At 64.5% G+C, this 19,399-nt stretch carries 17 protein-coding genes and 2 pseudogenes; 6 read left to right on the top strand and 13 right to left on the bottom strand.

Annotated elements, in window-relative coordinates:
• Positions 1-117: 117 nt before the first annotated feature.
• The 11 genes and pseudogenes from BM019_RS25735 to aspA all read right to left on the bottom strand — a co-directional run bounded on the left by BM019_RS25735 (position 118) and on the right by aspA (position 12,137).
• The gene (locus BM019_RS25735) at positions 118-1,218 is read right to left on the bottom strand and encodes a polyamine ABC transporter substrate-binding protein (protein ID WP_092421343.1); all 1,101 of its coding nucleotides are present in this window, start codon (positions 1,216-1,218) and stop codon (positions 118-120) included.
• A 14-nt stretch (positions 1,219-1,232) separates the two neighbouring features.
• Complete coding sequence (locus tag BM019_RS25730; protein WP_062824201.1) at positions 1,233-2,264, bottom strand: histone deacetylase family protein; 1,032 nt, start codon at positions 2,262-2,264, stop codon at positions 1,233-1,235.
• A 161-nt stretch (positions 2,265-2,425) separates the two neighbouring features.
• Positions 2,426-4,345, bottom strand: coding sequence for an ankyrin repeat domain-containing protein (locus BM019_RS25725; protein WP_092421341.1), 1,920 nt, complete (start codon positions 4,343-4,345; stop codon positions 2,426-2,428).
• A gap of 71 nt (positions 4,346-4,416) precedes the next feature.
• On the bottom strand, positions 4,417-5,409 hold the full coding sequence (locus tag BM019_RS25720; RefSeq protein WP_085532753.1) for an AraC family transcriptional regulator: 993 nt from the start codon (positions 5,407-5,409) through the stop codon (positions 4,417-4,419).
• Between the two features lie 195 nt (positions 5,410-5,604).
• On the bottom strand, positions 5,605-6,609 hold the full coding sequence (locus BM019_RS25715) for an asparaginase (RefSeq protein ID WP_092421339.1): 1,005 nt from the start codon (positions 6,607-6,609) through the stop codon (positions 5,605-5,607).
• A 100-nt stretch (positions 6,610-6,709) separates the two neighbouring features.
• Positions 6,710-8,155 carry an alanine/glycine:cation symporter family protein gene (locus BM019_RS25710; protein ID WP_092421337.1) on the bottom strand — a complete coding sequence of 482 codons (1,446 nt, stop codon included), beginning with the start codon at positions 8,153-8,155 and terminating at the stop codon, positions 6,710-6,712.
• A gap of 474 nt (positions 8,156-8,629) precedes the next feature.
• Positions 8,630-8,807 (bottom strand): annotated as a pseudogene (locus BM019_RS31090) (hypothetical protein); the annotation flags it as partial.
• Between the two features lie 282 nt (positions 8,808-9,089).
• A pseudogene (locus BM019_RS25705) lies at positions 9,090-9,362 on the bottom strand (2Fe-2S iron-sulfur cluster binding domain-containing protein); the annotation flags it as partial.
• Entirely contained in the window at positions 9,335-9,559 is a 225-nt protein-coding gene (locus BM019_RS30630; RefSeq protein WP_139217393.1) for a hypothetical protein, read from the bottom strand. The gene BM019_RS30630 and the pseudogene BM019_RS25705, both read right to left, overlap by 28 nt.
• A gap of 24 nt (positions 9,560-9,583) precedes the next feature.
• Positions 9,584-10,309 (bottom strand): hypothetical protein, encoded by a 726-nt coding sequence (locus tag BM019_RS25700; protein ID WP_092421335.1) that lies wholly within the window; start codon positions 10,307-10,309, stop codon positions 9,584-9,586.
• A gap of 403 nt (positions 10,310-10,712) precedes the next feature.
• Positions 10,713-12,137, bottom strand: coding sequence for an aspartate ammonia-lyase (gene aspA / locus BM019_RS25695; RefSeq protein ID WP_007928510.1), 1,425 nt, complete (start codon positions 12,135-12,137; stop codon positions 10,713-10,715).
• 181 nt (positions 12,138-12,318) lie between these two features.
• On the opposite strand from aspA, the gene BM019_RS25690 reads away from it, so the two are divergent.
• The 5 genes from BM019_RS25690 (at position 12,319) to BM019_RS25670 (ending at position 16,190) form a co-directional block, all read left to right on the top strand.
• Positions 12,319-13,236, top strand: coding sequence for a LysR substrate-binding domain-containing protein (locus tag BM019_RS25690; RefSeq protein WP_009041373.1), 918 nt, complete (start codon positions 12,319-12,321; stop codon positions 13,234-13,236).
• Between the two features lie 392 nt (positions 13,237-13,628).
• Complete coding sequence (purE, locus tag BM019_RS25685; protein ID WP_003196369.1) at positions 13,629-14,120, top strand: 5-(carboxyamino)imidazole ribonucleotide mutase; 492 nt, start codon at positions 13,629-13,631, stop codon at positions 14,118-14,120.
• An 11-nt stretch (positions 14,121-14,131) separates the two neighbouring features.
• Positions 14,132-15,214, top strand: a complete 1,083-nt coding sequence (locus tag BM019_RS25680; protein WP_085532795.1) for a 5-(carboxyamino)imidazole ribonucleotide synthase — start codon at positions 14,132-14,134, stop codon at positions 15,212-15,214.
• Between the two features lie 107 nt (positions 15,215-15,321).
• Positions 15,322-15,567 carry a GlsB/YeaQ/YmgE family stress response membrane protein gene (locus tag BM019_RS25675; RefSeq protein WP_092421333.1) on the top strand — a complete coding sequence of 82 codons (246 nt, stop codon included), beginning with the start codon at positions 15,322-15,324 and terminating at the stop codon, positions 15,565-15,567.
• Between the two features lie 86 nt (positions 15,568-15,653).
• A complete protein-coding gene (locus BM019_RS25670; protein WP_009041371.1) occupies positions 15,654-16,190 on the top strand; it encodes a DUF3299 domain-containing protein in 537 nt (178 codons plus the stop codon).
• Positions 16,191-16,197: 7 nt separating this feature from the next.
• Here BM019_RS25670 and BM019_RS25665 read toward each other — a convergent pair whose 3' ends face one another.
• Complete coding sequence (locus BM019_RS25665; RefSeq protein WP_092421622.1) at positions 16,198-17,097, bottom strand: D-hexose-6-phosphate mutarotase; 900 nt, start codon at positions 17,095-17,097, stop codon at positions 16,198-16,200.
• Positions 17,098-17,169: 72 nt separating this feature from the next.
• Complete coding sequence (locus BM019_RS25660; RefSeq protein ID WP_003229628.1) at positions 17,170-17,574, bottom strand: acyl-CoA thioesterase; 405 nt, start codon at positions 17,572-17,574, stop codon at positions 17,170-17,172.
• A 397-nt stretch (positions 17,575-17,971) separates the two neighbouring features.
• Here BM019_RS25660 and BM019_RS25655 point away from each other — a divergent pair, with 397 nt between their 5' ends.
• Entirely contained in the window at positions 17,972-19,261 is a 1,290-nt protein-coding gene (locus BM019_RS25655; RefSeq protein WP_164485219.1) for an MFS transporter, read from the top strand.
• Positions 19,262-19,399 lie beyond the last annotated feature (138 nt).

Genomic DNA, 19,399 nt, shown 5'->3' with positions numbered 1-19,399 from the left:
ACAGAAGCACGCATTCCTCCGTAGGAGCGAAGCTTGCTCGCGAAAGCCGCGCAGCGGCGCTCTGCCAGCCACGGGCAATCGAGCGTTCGAGCGGCCGCTCCTACGGACGCCGGGTAATCAGGTCCCGGCCTTGATCTTGGTCCAGGCCCGGGTCCGCGCCCGTTCCGCGTCCCGTGGCAGCGGCCGCAGGGTGTACAGCGTGCTCATCGCCGCGTCGGTCGGGTACAGGTTGGGGTTGTTGCGGATCGACGGATCGACCTGCTCGGTGGCGTCCTTGTTCGGGTTCGGGTAGCCGACGAAGTCGCTGACCGGGGCGATCACCTTCGGTTGCAGCAGGTAGTTGATGAAGGTGTAGGCGTCGTCCGGGTTCTTCGCGCCTTTAGGGATCGCCAGCATGTCGAACCAGATCGGCGCCCCTTCCTTGGGCAGGCGCATGTCCACCACCACACCATTCTTGGCTTCCTTGGCGCGGTTGGCGGCCTGGGAGAAGCTGCCGGAATACCCCACCGCCACGCAGATGTCGCCGTTGGCGATGTCGGCCATGTACTTGGACGAATGGAAGTAGGTGACGTAGGGGCGGATCTTCAGCAGCAGCGCTTCGGCCTTGGCGTAGTCCGCCGGCTGCTTGCTGTTGGGGTCCAGGCCCAGGTGCTGCAGGGCCAGCGGCAGGATCTCCGACGGCGAGTCGAGCAGGGCCACGCCGCACTGCTTGAGCTTGCTGATGTTCTCTTCCTTGAAAATCAGGTCCCAGCTGTCCACCGGTGCGTTCTCGCCGAGGGCGGCCTTGACCTTGGCTGGGTTGAAGCCGATCAGGATGGTGCCGTACATGTAGGGCACAGCGAATTGGTTGCCCGGGTCGTTGGCCTCGATCAACTGCATCAGCTTGGGATCGAGGTGGTTCCAGTTCGGCAGCTTGCTGCGGTCCAGCGGCTGGAACACCCCGGCTTCGATCTGCTTGGCGAGGAACACGTTGGACGGCACCACCACGTCGTAGCCGGAGTTGCCGGTCAGCAGCTTGGCTTCCAGCGCCTCGTTGGTGTCGAAGATGTCGTAGATCAGCTTGACCTGGCTGTTCTCGGCCTTGAAGTCTTCCAGGGCCTTGGGGGTGATGTAGTCGAACCAGTTGTAGACGCGCAGGGTGCGTTCTTCTGCCTGTGCGGCACCGCCCAGCAGCGCCGCGCAGAGCGCGGGCGCGAGGTAGCTTTTGAGCCTGTTCATGTGGCGGGTTTCCTTCACTGGGCGCTTTGAAAGCCTTCGAGAACGTTCACGGCATTGATGCCGATCTCTTCCACCGCGTAGCCGCCTTCCATGACGAACAGCGTCGGCTTGCCCAGGGCGGCGATGCGTTGCCCCATGGCCAGGTAGTCCGGGCTGTCGAGCTTGAACTGCGAGATCGGGTCGTCCTTGAAGGTATCCACGCCCAGCGATACCACTACTATGTCGGCGCCATAACGGCGGATCTCCTCGCAGGCCTGTTCCAGCGCCGCGCTCCAGCTGTCCCAGCCGCTGCCGGCGGGCAGCGGGTAGTTGAAGTTGAAGCCAACGCCTGCGCCTTCGCCGAGCTCGTCCGCATAACCCAGGAAGAACGGGAATTCGGCTTCCGGGTGGCCGTGGATCGAGGTGAACAGCACGTCGCTGCGTTCGTAGAAAATCGACTGGGTGCCGTTGCCGTGGTGGTAGTCGACGTCGAGGATCGCGACCTTCTTGTGGCCCTGGTCGAGGAACGCCTGGGCGGCGATGGCCGCGTTGTTCAGGTAGCAGTAGCCGCCCATCAGGTCGCCGGCGGCATGGTGTCCCGGCGGACGGCACAGGGCGAAGGCACTGCGCGCGCCGCGCTGGATCACCGCCTGGGCGGTCAGGGCGACTTGCGCGGCGCTGTAGGCCGCCTGCCAGGTGCCGGCGGTGATCGGCGCGCCGCCGTCGAAGCTGTAGTAGCCGAGCTGGCCGTGCAGGCTCGTGGGGATCACGCTGCGCAGGGTGCGCGCCGGCCAGGTGTAGGGCAGCAGGTCGCCGTCGATGCCCTGGGCCGCCCAGCGCTCCCAGGCGCCTTTGAAGAAGTCCAGGTAGGCGCGGCTGTGGATGCGTTCGATCGGTCCCAGGCCGAAGTCCCTGGGCGCCTCGACCGGGCCCAGGTTGCGATACTTCACGCGGTCCAGCACGTGGTCGGCGCGCGACGGCATTTCGAAGCAGGGCATCAGCTGCCCGTCGATCAGTTCGCAGCGGCCGTGGTGCAGGTGGTGATCGTCCGAGTAGATCGTCAGCATTTGTTGTTCTCCGCAGGCTGGTTCGGTGCTCACAGTCTTGCGGCGCCGGGGCTTTTGGAGAACGGCAGGAGCGGCCAAAAGGGGATCGATATGGCCAAAACCTGTGTCCGCAATTCGCCCCTTGAAACAGCACGGCGCCCCATTGCGGGGCGCCAGCGGGGTCAGCTTGCGGGCGGCGCTTGATCGAAGCGCTGCAGCACCTGGAGCATGTCCTCGCGTTTTTTCCGGGCGAGGATACCCAGCAGCAGGGCGCGGCCGTTTTTCTCGCAGCGCTGGCCGGCATTCGGATCGGCGCCTTTTTCCAGCAGCAGGGTGAACATGTCCAGGGTCTCCTGCTGGCTGACAGTGGGGGACTTGTCGTCGGCGGAGGTCTTGTCGGCGACGAACGTCAGCAGGCTCTGGCCGCCGGGTTGTTGGTTGGAGCAGGTGCCACGACCGTAGCTCAGGTTGAGATTGGCACCGGCTTCGATCAGCTGCCTCATGGCCGCGTAGTTGTTTCCCCAGAACGCCCGGTACAGTGCGGTTTCGTTGTCATCCACGGTGCGCAGTTCGAGGTTCTGCGGGTGTTGCAGCAGCCAGGTGAAGCCTTCGAGGTTGCGCTTCTGCTCGGCCAGTTGCATCAGCGGGGTGTAGCCCCGGCTGTTTTGTTCGTCGATGGCGACGCCGGCTTCCAGCAGGAACTTCAGGCGCCCGCCCTGGTTCAGGTCAGGGCTGTCCTTGAGGTCGCGCTCCATGGCCTGCAGGGCCAGGGTGGTCCATTTGTACTGGCCGCTGGTATGGGCGCCGTGGGCCAGCAGCAGTCGGGCGATCTCCAGGTTTGGCGCGTCCAGGGCGTGCAGCAGGGCGCTGCGCCCGTCATCGGCCATGACTTCGCCACTGACGCCGCTGGCCAGCAAGCGCCGGACCTCGGCCGCGTCGCCAGCATCCACAGCGGCCACCAGCGGCCAGAAGCCCTGGCACGCCTGCGGGTTGGCGGATTTCAGGCCCAGGCGCTGCAATACGCGCGGCGGCACGCTCAACTGGCGTTGCAGGCGCATGCCGCAATACAGCCGATAGCGTTCGATGGCGCGGCCCTGGTGGATGTTGTCCAGCGGCCGTTGTTCGAACTGGGCCCAGTCCAGGTCGGCCAGGTTGAGGTAGGTCGGCATGCGCCCGGGTTCCCGGCGCAACACCTCCAACAGCCAGGGGCGGGCAGTTTTCAGCTGGCCGGCCTCGCTGGTCCAGTAGGCGATGTCGTTGAGCAGGCCCGGGTATTCGCTGCGATCCAGGGCCATGGTGCGAAAGTCATGGGCGGCGAAGAAGTCTTCCACCTGGCGGATGCCCGGCCCCTTGTCCTTGGCTTTGCGCAGTTGCTCGTGGAGTTCGCGGAACTGGGTCCAGACGTCGTCCGCCGTGGCCGCTGGCGAATAGGCATTGAAGGTGATCGGGCCCGTGCCGCTGCTGAAGGGGCGGAACCACTGGGGAAAGCGTTGCAGGGCGTACAGCCACTGTTGCTCGATCTCGCTACCGATCGGTTGCAATGGGGTGAAGTCCATCTGGGTCAGGTCGCGGCGGTGACTGATGGCCAGCATCGGCTGCTGCGGATAGCGCTGGTCGATCAGCAGATAACGCTGGCTGAGCTGCCAGTCCGGGCTGATGCAGTTGAAGCTCAAGGGCGTCAGGCTCAGCCCGACTTCGAGTTGATTGCTCGGCGGCCAGTTGTCCGAGACCTGGATCGGGTCGTCCGGCGAGACGCAGGCCCGCAGTTCCTCGGGGCTGAACAGCGGCAAGGGCGGCGACTTGTAGATGCGCTGCTGGTACTGCGCGTCCTGGTAGGCGTTGAGATAAAACAGCCCGCGGTACTGGCTGAGCACGATCCGCACCGGAAGCTGCTCGAGGCCTGGCAGGGGGAACGGCTTGATCTGCAGGGTGGCGGTTTCCGGTTCGTCCAGGACGATACCGCGGGAGACTTGCCACCATTTGATCTTGGCCAGGTCCAGGTCGAATGCCTGGACGGCGGGGGCGATGGCGAGCATCAGCAGCGCCAGGCCGTTCGCGCAAAAGCGGATGTGCCTGGCAACGATGCCTGTAAAGAAGTTCACGTTTGCAGTCCCTTGCCGGTATGAAAGGCCGGCAATGTAATGCAATCGGCGGTTTTATGCCGGGGTTTGTGTCAGGGCCGGAACTGGCTCGGGGCGACGCCGCTCCAGCGCACGAAGGCATGGCGGAAGCTCGCGGTTTCGCTGAAGCCCAGGGCCTCGGCGATGCGGTAGATCGGCAGGTCGTCCTCGCAGAGCATCTGCTTGGCCCGCTCGAAACGCAGCTCGTCGAGCAGTTCCTGATAGCTGCAACCCAGGTCCTTGAGGTGTCGGCGCAGGGTGCGGGCCGAGCAGTTCATCTGTTCGGCCAGGCCTTCCAGGCCCGGCGCGGCGTCCAGTTGCGCCGCCAGCAGCTGGCGGATGCGCCCGAGCCAGGCCTGGCGCCCGGTGAATTCGGTGTTCTGCTTGCGGCAGCGCTCGGCCATGGCCTGGTGGGTGATGGCGTCCGCCAGGGGCAGCGGCTGTTCGAGCCAGCGCCGGTCGAAGGCGAAGGCGTTGCAGGCTGCATCGAATTGCAGCGGGCAGTCGAAGCGCTCGGCATAGCGGCGCTGGTAATCGGGGGCGGGGTAGTCGAAGCGGGCACCGCGCAAGGGCAGCGGATGGCCCAGCAGGTCGTCGCAGATGACCTTCAACGACACCAGGCAGAACTCGATATTGAAGGTCGCCAGCGCCGGGTTCTCGCGGTAATCCGCGGCGGTCAGCCAGATCAGCTCGCCGTCCGCTTCCAGGCTCAGCTCGAAAAGTGTTCCCAACAGCGCCGGATAACGCAGCGCCAGGCGCAAAGCGTCACCTAAGGTGGCACTGGTGAGCAGGGCATAACCGAGCATGCCGTAGCTGGAGACGTGCATGCGCCGGCCCAGCTCCAGGCCGATATCCCGTTGCAGGGCCACGGCGTTAGCGCACACCAGCATTTCCTGGTTGGTGGTGATGCGGGTGTCGGCGCGGCTCAGGTCGGCGGCGTTGATGCCGCTGCCGGCCAGCAGCGCGTCACTGGGCAGCCCTTGGTCCTTGAAGGTGTTGAGCACCAGCGAGACGGCGTTGAGGGTGGTGAGGTGGGAGTGCAGCATGTCCGTTTCCAGCCCGGGGGATGCTGAAAACGGAGCAATTTGTATGCCGCGCCAGCGACAAACTCCAACGCTGGCGTGGGGCGGCGGCTGGATCGCCGCGTTGCGGCTATCGCGAGCAAGCTCGCTCCTACAAGGGACTGTGGAGCTTCTGTAGGAGCGAGCTTGCTCGCGATGACGGTGAACGATGACGCGCTGTCAGCTCAGTTCGCCGCACAGGTCCAGTTCCACCAGGCGCCGCACTTCGGCGCTGTCCAGGCCGGCGCCGAGCAGGGCGTTGAGCTTGCCGAACGCCGCTTCGCGGGTCATGCCGCCGCCGGACAGCACGCCGACGCCGCGCAGGCGGCTGCCGGCCTCGTAGATGTCCAGCTCCACGCCGCCTTCATGGCATTGGGTGATGGCCACGACCACGATGCCCTGGTCCCGGGCGCGTTGCAGGCTGGCCAGGAACTGCGGGTTATCGCTCGGCCCGGTGCCGCTGCCGAAGCACTCCAGCACCAGCGCCTGGATGCCGCTGCCCAGCAGGGCGTCGAGTTGTTCGGCGGCGATGCCCGGCACCAGCGGCAATACGCCGACCCTGGCCAGCTGCTTGCCCTGGCGGTAATCCAATTGCGGCGGAATCGAGGTCGCCTTGGCTCCGCCGCCCTGGCGCTGCAACGCCGCGAACGGATGACGGCCGAAGCTGCGGATCTTCGCGCAGCGGGTCGGCGCCAGCAGTTCACCATGGAAGTACAGGTGCACGCCCGGCGCCAGGCCCTGGCCGAGGGCGACCAGGGCGCCGCCGAGGTTTTCCCAGGCATCGCTGTCGGTCACCCCGGCCGGCAGCATCGAGCCGGTGAACACCACGCGGGCGGGCAGGCCCAGCAGCTGGAAGCTCATGGCCGCGGCGCTGTAGGCCAGGGTGTCGGTGCCGTGCAGGATCAGCACGCTGTCGCAGCCCTGCACGTCGACCGCATCGACCACGGCTTCGCGCAGGCGCTGCCAGTAGGCGGGGGTCATGTTGGCGCTGTCGATCAGCGGCGCCATCTCGCGAAAGCGCCAGTCGGGCACCACCAGCTCGGGCTGGCTGTGCAGGTAGTCGCGCATCCGCGCCTCGAAACCCGAGGCCGGGGCCAGGCCGTGGGCGCTGGCCTGCATGCCGATGGTGCCGCCGGTGTAGAGCACCATGACGTGCTGCGCGGCAGGATAGGTGTTGGCATTCATTGGGGAGTCTCCGGAACGATGACAGCGTGCGGTCGAGCATGAAGCTGACCGCCGCTTGTGTCACGCCGGGCGCAAGACATGCGCCCGGTTTTTTACCCGATCAGCGTTGCGCTGCGGGAATGCCTTGCGGCTGAACGTCGGCCTCGGCAGCAACCGACGGGCTGGTCGGCCAGGCCTTCAGGTCCAGGTCCAGATCGGTAAATTTGCTGGAGTCGAACACTGGCTGGCTGACGCCGGCGCGGCGCTGCTCATCGTAGTCGCGCATCACACGCAGGCCGACCTTGAACAGCATGGCCAGGGCCACCAGATTGACGAAGGCCAGGCAGGTCATGGTGATGTCGGCGAAGGCGAACACGGTCGACAGGTCCTGCATCGAACCCCAGACCACCAGCGCCAGCACCAGGCCGCGGAAAGTCATCAGCGCAGTGCGGTTGCGGGTGAGGAACTGCAGGCTGTTCTCGCCCAGGTAGTAGTTGTAGAGGATGCAGGTGAAGACGAACAGCGACAGCGCGACGCTGACGAACATGCGGCCCCAGTCACCGACCACGGCGGCCAGCGAGTTCTGGGTCAGGACGATGCCGTCACCTTCGAAGCCCGGGGTGTAGAAGCCCGACAGCAGGATCAGCAGCGCGGTGCAGGTGCAGATCACGAAGGTGTCGAGGAACACGCTGAAAGCCTGGACCACGCCTTGGGCGCCCGGGTGCTTCACGGCGGCCACGGCGGCGACGTTCGGCGCACTGCCCAGGCCCGCTTCGTTGGCGAACACGCCACGCTTCACGCCCATGACGATGGCGCTGCCGAGCAAGCCGCCGAAGGCCGGGTCGAGACCGAAGGCGCTCTTGAAGATGGTTTCCAGCATGGCTGGGACGTGTTCGATCTGGGTGCCGATCACGTACAGGGTCACGCCGATATAGGCCAGAGTCTTGATCGGTACCAGCAGGTCGGACACCGAGGCGATGCGCTTGATACCGCCGATGAAGGTGATGGCCAGCAGCACGGCCAGGACGATACCGGTGTGCTTTGGATCGAAGGCGAAGGCGTTTTGCAGCGAATGGGTCACGGTGTAGGACTGCAGGCCGATGAAGGCGAAGCCGTAGGTGACCAGCAGCAGGATCGAGAACACCACCGCCATGCCTTTGAGCTTCAGGCCGTGCTGGATGTAGTAAGCCGGACCTCCACGGTACAGGCCGTCGCCATCGGCGCGCTTGTAGACCTGGGCCAGGGTACATTCGAAGAAGCTGCTGGACATGCCGACCAGTGCGGTCACCCACATCCAGAACACCGCACCCGGACCACCGAGGGTCACGGCGATGCCGACACCGGCGATGTTGCCTGCACCGACGCGGCCGGCGAGGCTGAGCATCAGGGCCTGGAACGAGCTGAGCTGCCCGGCGCTGCCTTTGAGGCTGTCGCGGAACACCGCGAACATGTGGAAGAAGTGGCGCAATTGAACGAAACGCGAGCGGATCGTGAAGTAGCTACCGAGCCCGACAATGAGCACGATCAGCACTTTCCCTGAGAGGAAGTCGTTGATGACTTCGAGCATGAAGTATTCCTCGCTGTTTTTTGCAAAGGCAGAAGCTGGGCGGTCCGAAACATCGAGTTACACACCGTCGCGCGGGCAGCACGACAGGTGGGGCGAGTGTTCGTCCCGGTTCCAATTCGCGGGTTGTTATTAGTTCGGGTTTCCCGTGAGGTTGAGCCTCGTTACCGACGGCCGCCCACGTGAAGAGGGGGCGCACTATACCGGTGCGCGCGCCCGCCGTCTGCATGTAGCGCGTCGAGCCGAGGAACGGCAGGCGGGGAAAGGGGCTGAATCGGTTCTTGCGCAAGCGCCTCGGCGCGCTTGCGCAGGCGCGCCGGTGGCGGTCGACGATCACGCGGTGGGGCAGGTGGAGCGCCGCTTTGCGGCTATCGCGAGCAATCGAGCGTCGACCGGCCGCTCCTACGGAAGATTCCCGTCGCTCATGTACCGGCGACACCTTTGCGTTTACGCAGGAGCGTCGACCGGCCGCGGGCCTCAGAAGTAGTAGCCGATATTGACGTTGGTCCGGTAGTACCACTGGTTGCTGCCCACCGAGCTGGTGCTGGTGAAGCCGCTGCCGTTCTCCGCGCCGCCGTAGGGGTTGGCGTTCCGGGCCCAGGAACTGCGCGCCCACGGTGTACATCGGCGAGTCGTCCCAGCCGCTCTGGTTTTTTCATCATCCGGCTGTAGCCGCTGCCGAGCTGGCGAGGCTGCGAACGGCACCGCAGGGGCCGCCATCCGGGCGCCGCGATGTATCAATGGAAGCGCGGTTGGCAGGTTTTGCGGCTGCTGCGCAACCGATCGCAGCCTCGCAGGCTCGGCAGCGGCTACAACAGCGGTTTTGCAGATTCTCAGTGGTTTTGTGGGTTTGGCGGTACGCAACTGCCGTACAGCCTTTGCCTCGCAACGATTACGTAGCAATTACGTAACCGTTACGTAGCAATTACATAGCGCGCTAGAGATCCCGCACCAGGCGCCGGCTCTTGCGGCCGGAGACGCAGACCATCATCGATCGGTTGGCTGTCCGTTCGGCCTTGGTCAGCACGCCGGCGCGGTGGTCGATCTCGCCTTCCACCACCCGCGTTTCACAGGAGCCGCAGACCCCTTCGCGACAGCTGTGGTCGATGTCGCAGCCGGCTTCGAGCAGCACATCCAGCAGGCTCAGGCCGGGCTCCACGGACAGGGTTATTCCGGACTTTTTCAGCTCGACGCTGTAACTGCTCTGGGCGGGCATTTGCTCAAGAACTGTTGCAGTCCTTGTCGATACTCCTGGGGCGGCATGAGGTCACTGTGTTTGGCGATGCGGCAGACCAGGCCCTTATGTTCCAGCTCGGCGCTGGCCACGGTGTAGAAGGCGGGCGTTTCCCGCAGGTGCGCGATCTGCTTCCAGGCCAGCGTGCTCTTGCCGCCCTTGGTGTTGCTCAAGGTAAAGCCCCGGCCGCTTGCCGCTCAGGCTGGAAACTGCCGTATATGCTGTTCCACCCACTCGAACAGGCGCTCGTCGAGCAGCGCGCGGTAGCGGTCGTAGGCGTCCTGGTGGCTGTTGAAGAGCGGGTCCTGATTGATCCGCGCGGCCAGCGCGGTGGGGCTGTCGCTCCCGGCATGGCTCGCCCTCAGGTATTTCTGTCGCTGATCGGCCTGTTCCAGGGTGTCCGCCAGGGCGTCCAGTTGCAGGTGCCTGAATTGGACGATGGCCTGGGGCAGGTGAAAGTGCAGGGCACTGTCAAAGCCTTCCCAGTCCTCAAAGGCCAGCCACTCGTGGAGCACCATGAAGCAGCGCGGTGCCGGTGCCAGTTGTTCCAGCGGCTCGAAGGCCAGCCAGTACTGGCGCGGCAGCCGCTCCTCGGTTTCGATGGCCTGGGCGATCAGGTCCAGGGCCCGGCCCTTGTCTCGGTGATGCTTGCGCAGGATGCGCTGGGTCAGGGTGAAGCGTGCTTCTTCTATAGCGTGCAGGGCACGGTTCAGGTCGTAGCCGGCGTTGTGCAGGTATTCCCGGGCTTGCTCGGGAGGCAGGCCGGACTTGTCCATCAGTAGCGGCAACAGCTCGGACTTGTAGAGCTCGGCGGCTTGCTGGGGATTGCCCGCGCAGCGTTCGAGCAAGGCCTGGGCATGGCGCAGGCCCACGGGGATCAAGCTGCGCAGTTGCTGTATCGCCTGGATTTGCGTCGGGTCCATCGACGGTGGTGCCTCGGTGTCTGATTGGGCGGAGGGCCGATTATCCTCCGCGCCGCGGGAGTGTGCTTGTTTAAAGCGAGTGGTTTGCCAGGCAGATTGTGCTGTCAGGTTTTTGCGGCCCCTGCGACGGAGTGCCGCCCAGAGCGATCGCAGCCTCGCGGGCTCGGCAGCGGCTACGGAGCCAATGTTCGATCAGGACCGATGGTGTAGCCGCTGCCGAAGGCTGCGATCGGCCGCGAAGCGGGCGTGGCGATCTTAATGACGAGCGTCGGCGGGAGGTCGGGAGGGAGAACGGCAGGCAAAAAAAAAGGGCTTGGAGAAGAATCTCCAAGCCCTCAAAAGGTGAGAGGTGTCTAGTCCCTCGACCTGGTGAGCAGTGCCCTTTGGCCAGGGCGGGCGTTGGTCAGGCTTTGAGCGGGACCAGACGCGGGGCAATCATGTTTTCCGGGCGCAGGATGTCGGCGAGCATGGCGTCGTCGAGCAAGCCTTCTTCGCGCACCAATTCCAGTACGCCGCGGCCGCTTTCCAGGGCGATGCGGGCGATACGGGTGGCGTTTTCATAGCCGATGTACGGGTTCAGCGCGGTGACCAGGCCGATCGAGTGCTCGACCAGTTCGCGGCAGCGCTGCTCGTTGGCGGTGATACCGGTGATGCAGTGCTCGCGCAGCATGTCCATGGCGCGTTGCAGCAGGCGGATCGAGTCGAAGATCTTGAAGGCGATCAGCGGCTCCATCACGTTCAGTTGCAGCTGGCCGCCTTCGGCCGCGATGGTCAGGGCCAGGTCGTTGCCGATGATCTGGAACGCCACCTGGTTGACCGCTTCCGGGATCACCGGGTTGACCTTGCCGGGCATGATCGAGCTGCCTGGCTGACGCGCTGGCAGGTTGATCTCGTTGATCCCGGTACGCGGGCCGCTGGACAGCAGGCGCAGGTCGTTGCAGATCTTCGACAGCTTGACCGCGGTGCGCTTGAGCATGCCGGAGAACAGCACGAAGGCGCCCATGTCGGAGGTGGCTTCGATCAGGTCGGCGGCCGGTACCAGCGGCTGGCCGCTGATGGTGGCCAGGCGCTGGACGGCCAGGGCCTGGTAACGCGGGTCGGCGTTGATGCCGGTACCGATGGCGGTACCGCCCAGGTTCACTTCGGTCAGCACTTCCGGCGCCAGGGTCTTCAGGCGGGCCAGGTCTTCGCTCAGGGTGGTGGCGAAGGCGCGGAACTCCTGGCCCAGGGTCATCGGCACGGCGTCTTGCAGCTGGGTACGGCCCATCTTCAGGACGTGGCTGAATTCTTCACCCTTGGCGGCGAACGACTGGATCAGGCTGTCGAGGCTGGCCAGCAGCGCGTCGTGGCCCAGCAGCAGACCCAGGCGGATCGCGGTCGGGTAGGCGTCGTTGGTCGACTGCGCCATGTTCACGTCGTTGTTCGGGTGCAGGTACTGGTATTCGCCCTTGCTGTGGCCCATGGCCTCCAGCGCGATGTTGGCGATGACTTCGTTGGCATTCATGTTGGTCGAAGTGCCAGCGCCGCCTTGAATCATGTCCACCACGAATTCTTCGTGGAAGTCGCCGCGGATCAGACGGGCACAGGCTTCGCTGATGGCAGCGTGCTTGGCTTCGCTCAGGTGACCCAGCTCGCGGTTGGCGTCAGCAGCTGCCTGCTTGACCATTGCCAGGGCCACGACCAGTTTTGGGTAGTGCGAAATCGGAACGCCGGAGAGGCGGAAGTTGTTCACCGCTCGCAGGGTCTGGATGCCGTAATACGCTTGAGCAGGTACTTCGAGTACGCCAAGCAGGTCTTTTTCTGTGCGGAAAGATGCAGCGGAGGACATGATAGAAATCATCTCGATATGGACCCGGTCGGTGCCGGAACGCTGCGAATCCTAGGCCTGCGGGAAAATTTGGGCCAATGCTGTTAAACACTGGCCTATGCATAAACGGCATAATGTCCGTGTGACGCCGCTTGCGCGGCAAGCGTGTGACCTAAAATGGTGCGTTCCCCGGGAGGACGTGATGAATCTGGAAAGCAAATGGCTCGAGGACTTCAGTGCCCTGGCCGCCACCCGCAGCTTCTCGCAGGCCGCCGAACGGCGCTTCGTGACCCAGCCGGCTTTCAGCCGGCGGATCCGCAGCCTGGAAGCGGCGCTGGGGCTGACCCTGGTCAACCGCTCGCGCACGCCGATCGAACTGACGGCGGCGGGGCAGCTGTTCCTGGTGACCGCGCGCACGGTGGTCGAGCAACTGGGCGAAGTGCTGCGGCACTTGCATCACCTCGAAGGCGGGCAGGGCGAAGTGATGCAGGTCGCCGCGGCGCACTCCCTGGCCCTGGGGTTCTTCCCGCGCTGGATCGCCCAGCTGCGTAACGAAGGCTTGAATATCGCGACGCGGCTGGTGGCGACCAACGTCGGCGACGCCGTGCATGCTCTGCGCGAAGGCGGCTGCGACCTGATGCTGGCTTTCTATGACCCGGACTCGGCCATGCAGATGGACCCGGAAATCTTTCCTTCGCTGCACCTGGGGCAGACCGAAATGCTGCCGGTGTGCGCGGCGGATGCAGCCGGCAAGCCGTTGTTCGATCTGGAAGGCGAGGCCAGCGTGCCGCTGCTGGCGTACAGCGCCGGGGCGTTTCTCGGGCGTTCGGTGAACCAGCTGCTGCGCCAGCGCAACCTGCGGTTCACCACGGTCTATGAAACCGCCATGGCCGACAGCCTCAAGAGCATGGCCCTGGAAGGCCTGGGGATTGCCTGGGTGCCGCACCTGAGCGTGCGCGCCGAACTGGCCCGCGGCGAACTGGTGGTTTGTGGCGGCGCGCAATGGCATGTGCCGCTGGAGATCCGCCTGTACCGCTGCGCCCTGGTGCGCAAGGCCAACGTCCGGCTGCTGTGGCGCAAGCTCGAAGGCGGCGCGGCGCAGGGCACAGGCAACACCTGACCTGTAGCCGCTGCCGCAGGCTGCGCTCGCTCTGGGCGGCACTCCGTCGCAGGGGCCGAAAAACCTGGCGACGCGGTCTGTCTGAAGGATTGGGAATACCCCCTTTGCGTCGGCTTCGCCGTCGATCGCAGCCTGCGGCAGCGGCTACAGGAATCTGGCAACGATCCTGGCCCATGCTGACTGACCCCGAAGTCAATAAAACCGCCGCTTTGCGCTTGAAACATGGTGTATGACAGATGGTCGGCAAAAGTGCGTTTAACTCACCTTTTTCGGTATACTGCGCGGCCTTCGGCCGGTTCGTCCGGCCATAATTCGTACATTCAAGCCACGCATTCTGCGTGGCTTGTTGTTTTTGACGCGCCCGCGGGCGCCCAGAGAGAAGAGGCACGACGATGAGTGCATTGGTTGGCGTGATCATGGGCTCCAAGTCCGATTGGTCCACCCTTAGCCACACCGCCGATATGCTGGAAAAGCTCGGCATCCCTTACGAGGTGAAAGTGGTCTCTGCCCACCGCACCCCGGACCTGCTGTTCCAGTACGCCGAAGAGGCTGAAGCGCGGGGCATCGAGGTGATCATCGCCGGTGCCGGTGGCGCGGCCCACCTGCCAGGCATGTGCGCGGCCAAGACCCACCTGCCGGTGCTGGGCGTTCCGGTGCAGTCGTCGATGCTCTCGGGCGTCGACTCGCTGCTCTCCATCGTGCAGATGCCCGCGGGCATTCCGGTCGCCACCCTGGCCATCGGCAAGGCCGGCGCGATCAACGCCGCATTGCTGTCGGCTAGCATCCTTGGCGCCAAGCATCCGCAATTTCATACTGTGCTGAAAAAATTCCGCGCTGAGCAGACAGACAGCGTCCTGGACAATCCAGACCCACGCATCGCCTGAGGTTTTTGACGATGAAGATCGGTGTAATCGGTGGCGGCCAGCTGGGTCGCATGTTGGCTCTGGCGGGCACTCCGCTGGGGATGAACTTCGCTTTCCTCGACCCGGCTCCGGACGCCTGTGCCGCTGCCCTGGGCGAACACCTGCGAGCCGATTACGGCGATCAGGATCACCTGCGCCAGCTGGCTGACGAAGTGGACCTGGTGACCTTCGAGTTCGAAAGCGTGCCGGCGGAAACCGTGGCCTTCCTGTCGCAGTTCGTCCCGGTCTATCCGAGCGCCGAAGCCCTGCGCATCGCTCGCGATCGCTGGTTCGAGAAGAGCATGTTCAAGGATCTGGGGATTCCCACCCCGGCGTTCGCCGACATCCAGTCGCAAGCCGACCTGGAGGCCGCCGTGGCCAGCATCGGCCTGCCGGCCGTGCTGAAAACCCGCACCCTGGGTTACGACGGCAAGGGCCAGAAAGTCCTGCGCAGCCCTGAAGACGTGGTCGGCACTTTCGCCGAGCTGGGCAGCGTGGGGTGCCTGCTGGAGGGCTTCGTGCCGTTCACCGGCGAAGTCTCGCTGATCGCCGTGCGCGCCCGCGATGGCGAAACCCGCTTCTACCCGCTGGTGCACAACACTCACCACAGCGGCATCCTCAAGCTGTCCGTGGCCAGCAGCGATCACCCGCTGCAGGCCCTGGCCGAAGACTATTCCAGCCGCGTGCTCAAGCAGCTGGACTACGTCGGGGTGATGGCGTTCGAGTTCTTTGAAGTCGACGGTGGCCTCAAGGCCAACGAGATCGCGCCACGGGTGCACAACTCCGGGCACTGGACCACCGAAGGCGCCGAGTGCAGCCAGTTCGAAAACCACCTGCGGGCTGTTGCCGGCCTGCCGCTGGGTTCGACCGCCAAGGTCGGCGAGAGCGCGATGATCAACTTCATCGGCGAAGTGCCGGCGGTGGAGAAAGTCATCGCCATCGACGATTGCCACCTGCATCACTACGGCAAGGCCTTCAAGGTCGGGCGCAAGGTCGGTCACGCCAACCTGCGCTGCAAGGACAGGGCGACCCTCGAGGCGCAGATCCTCAAGGTCGAAGCGCTGCTCGCCGAATAACTTCCTGAGGCCGCGGTGGAACCAATTGGGGCCGCCGTTCTCTGATGGCAGGATGCCAAGGCGCTGGCTAGGCTTTGGCATACCTAACTCATACAGAGGGAAATGCCATGGGAATTATTGGAACCATCTTTATCGGCTTGATCGTTGGCCTGCTGGCTCGCTTCCTGAAACCGGGCGATGACAGCATGGGCTGGATCATGACCATCCTGCTCGGTATCGGCGGTTCGCTGGCAGCCACCTACGGCGGCCAGGCCCTGGGCATCTACCAGGCGGGCCAGGGCGCGGGCTTCATCGGCGCGCTGGTTGGCGCGGTCGTGCTGCTGGTGGTCTACGGCCTGGTCAAAAAGAACTGATTTAGCGACAAAGCCCTCTCTGCTGCGCAGGTAGAGAGGGCTAGAATGCCCGGCGTTGTCTTGTCCCTTTCTTGCCGAGCTCCTCCATGCGCCGTCTTCTGTTGACTCTTGTTCTGCTGGGCCCGGGCCTGGCTCATGCCGGCGAACTGCCGGAAACCGACTGGCTTGAACTGATGCCCAAGTCGGACCAGAAAGCCCTCGAGCAAATGCCGGAAATCGATCACAACTCCCCCGAAGCCAATGGCACCTTTACCGAAAAGGGCGGCCTGAAGCAGAGCAAGGGGTTGCCGGCGGTGATGTATTCGACCAAGACCGTGCCGGCCATGAACGGCAAGGACATTCGCATCGGCGGTTATCCGGTGCCGCTGGAGTCCGATGCCAAGGGGCGCAGCACGCTGTTTTTCCTCGTGCCTTACCCGGGCGCCTGCATCCATGTGCCGCCACCGCCGCCCAATCAACTGGTGCTGGTGCGTTTCCCCAAGGGCGTGAAGCTGGACGATATCTACACGCCGCTGTGGGTGACCGGCCACCTGAAGATCGAGACGGTCAGTAACGACCTGGCCGACGCGGCCTATGCGCTGGATGCGCAGAAAGTGCGGGTGGTGCAGGAGTCGGATCTGTAAGACGGCGTTACAGCGGTACGCTGGTAACGCTCACGCCCAGGGTGTGACTGGCGCCCGGCGCCAGGGTCACCACGTCATCCATCACGTTGGCGGTCTCGATGCACAGCATGCGTTGCCAGCCATCGTCGGCCATGTCGCTGAACTGCTTGGCGCGGGCGATCCACGGGTTCCAGATCACCGCCGAGCGCGAGCCGTTGCTGGTCAGCTGGATGCGTCGCTCCCAGGCCGGGTCGACGATGCTCAGCTGTGGCGGAGGGTCGAGGTAGATACGGTCGGTCTCGCCGGTGAAATGCAGGTCGCCGGACTGTTGCGCAGTCTTCCAGTCATCCAGGGTCTCGATGTAATTCAGGCCGTCCAATCCTTCGACATGCACCTTGCGCACATCGCTGACCGCGAAGTAGCTGTGCAGCGCCTGGCTGATGGTGACCGTGTCGTCGCCCAGGTTGTGGCTGGTGAGGTTGATGTGCAGTTGCTCATCGAGGCGGATGCTCAGCTTCAGCTCGACCTGGTGCGGCCAGCCTGGCAGCCCGCCTTCGGGGATCGGCAGTTGCAGCTCCACCAGCAGGCTTTCGCCTTCGCTCTGGATGCCCAGCAGTTCCCAGTCGGTGGCGCGGACCAGGCCGTGGGCGCCGGCCGGCTCGCTGCCCTGGCGCATGGCCTGGACGCTTTGCGGGTTGCGCGCGAAGTTGCCGAACCACGGCCAGCACACCGGAACGCCGGCGCGGATGCTTTTGCCGGTCTTGAACACGGCCTCGTCGTTGAGCCAGATCAGCGGCGGTTGCCCGGCCAATTGATAGCTGAGGATGTGCGCGCCTTGCTGGGCCACCAGCAGTTCGGCCTGACCGTGGCGGATGCGCCAGCAGTTCAGTTCATCCAGTTTCACCGTTTCAACGTGAGGGGTAGGCATGGTGCTGTTCTCGTTCAAAAGCAGGGCTGCTATGGACCACGTAACAGCCGCCGGGTTTAACCCACGCCGAATTTAACGGGCCCTGGGTGGAACCGAGCGGGTGCGGCCGCTGCCGTCGATGGCAACGAACACGAACACCGCCTCGGTGACCTTGCGCCATTCGCTGGACAACGGATCGTCGCTCCAGACCTCGACCATCATCTGGATCGAGCTGCGACCGATTTCCAGGGTCTGGGTATAAAAGGAAAGCTGCGCGCCGACCGCGACCGGCACCAGGAATGCCATGCGGTCGATGGCGACCGTGGCGACACGCCCGCCGGCCACGCGACTGGCCATGGCGGTACCCGCCAGGTCCATCTGGGCCACCAGCCAGCCGCCGAAAATATCGCCAAAGCCGTTGGTTTCGCGGGGAAGCGCGGTGATTTGCAAGGCCAGGTCGCCTTGCGGGATCGGATCTTCTTGTTCGAGCTCTATCATGCCGGGGGTGCCTCTGACCCGTGACTCTTCATTGGTACTTCAGGTGAATAGCCGTCTTGAGGAAAAACGATTCAGCCCGAACATACTACGTTCGTCACGTTCTTCGTAAGGCGTACTAAAGGGAAACTCTGCGAAACCGGCTGGCCCAGTCGGCGCCTGGGGCGCCCAGCGGCGTTTTCGCACAGCAACCCTTGCCGGGGCGGCGTTGCTCCAATGCCTGCGAGTATATCGGTCGACAGGCTCGGCGACGACCATCCGGTTCTGATTTTGATTGTCAATTGTGCCCGTCTATGTGCTTTTTCGAACAATTTGCTATCGTGCCGAACCTGCCAGGCCACAACCAGCGCTGTTGCGGCTTCCAGAACCGACTATAAGAGAAGCCCTTGCCATGACCACTGTGCCTTCGAGCGTCGCGCAGCCCGCGCAACCTGCTCGTCCGTTGACCCGCAATGACTACAAGACCCTGTCGCTGTCCGCCCTGGGCGGCGCGCTGGAGTTCTACGACTTCATCATTTTCGTGTTCTTCGCCACGGTGGTCGGCAAGCTGTTCTTCCCCGCGGACATGCCCGAGTGGCTGCGCCTGATGCAGACCTTCGGCATCTTTGCCGCCGGCTACCTGGCCCGGCCCCTGGGCGGGATCGTCATGGCGCACTTCGGCGACCTGCTCGGGCGCAAGAAGATGTTCACCCTGAGCATTTTCATGATGGCGGTGCCGACCCTGATCATGGGCCTGCTGCCGACCTACGCGCAGATCGGCATGTGGGCGCCGATCCTGTTGCTGCTGATGCGGGTGATCCAGGGCGCGGCCATCGGCGGTGAAGTGCCGGGCGCCTGGGTGTTCGTTTCCGAGCATGTGCCGCAGCGGCATATCGGCTACGCCTGCGGCACCCTGACCTCGGGCCTGACTGCCGGCATCCTCCTGGGTTCGCTGGTGGCCACCGCGATCAACAGCATCTATACCCCGGGCGAAGTCGCCGATTACGCCTGGCGGATTCCGTTCCTGCTCGGCGGCGTGTTCGGCCTGTTCTCGGTGTACCTGCGCCGCTGGCTGCACGAAACCCCGGTGTTCGCCGAGCTGCAGCTGCGCAAGGCCCTGGCCGAGGAAGTGCCGCTGCGCGCGGTGCTGCGCGACCACCGCAGCGCGATCATTCTCTCGATGCTGCTGACCTGGCTGCTGTCCGCCGGGATCATCGTGGTGATCCTGATGACCCCGACCGTGCTGCAGACGGTCTATCACTTCTCCCCGACCACCGCGTTGCAGGCCAACAGCCTGGCGATCGTGTTCCTGAGCCTGGGTTGCGTGGCGTCCGGTGCGCTGGCCGACCGCTTTGGCGCCGGCCGGGTGTTCGTGTTCGGCAGCGCGCTGCTGCTGGCGACTTCCTGGACCTTCTACCACAGCCTGCTGGATCACCCGGACTGGCTGTTCCCGCTGTACGCGCTGACCGGCCTGCTGGTGGGCACCATCGGCGCGGTGCCGTATGTGATGGTCAAGGCCTTCCCGGCGGTGGTGCGCTTCAGCGGCCTGTCGTTCTCCTACAACCTGGCCTACGCGATCTTCGGTGGCCTGACGCCGATGGTGGTGACCGCGCTGCTCAAGGAGAGCCCGATGGGCCCGGCCTATTATGTTGCAATTATTTGCAGCATCGGGATCCTGGTCGGCCTGTACCTGTGGAAAAAGGATCGCTGATCCTGTGACCCTGTAGCCGCTGCCGAAGGCTGCGAACGACCCGAAGGGGCGCGGCGATCTTCAGGGCCCTGGAGGTCCTGCGGACCTATCGCAGCCTGCGGCAGCGGCTACAAATATCTTTTGCCCCCTCTTAATAAA

Origin of the sequence: Pseudomonas sp. NFPP07, from assembly GCF_900115645.1 — a bacterium.
Classification (GTDB): Bacteria; Pseudomonadota; Gammaproteobacteria; order Pseudomonadales; family Pseudomonadaceae; genus Aquipseudomonas; species Aquipseudomonas chlororaphis.
The sequence above is the reverse complement of the archived record's forward strand: the minus strand, read 5'-3'. Positions and strand labels throughout refer to the sequence as shown.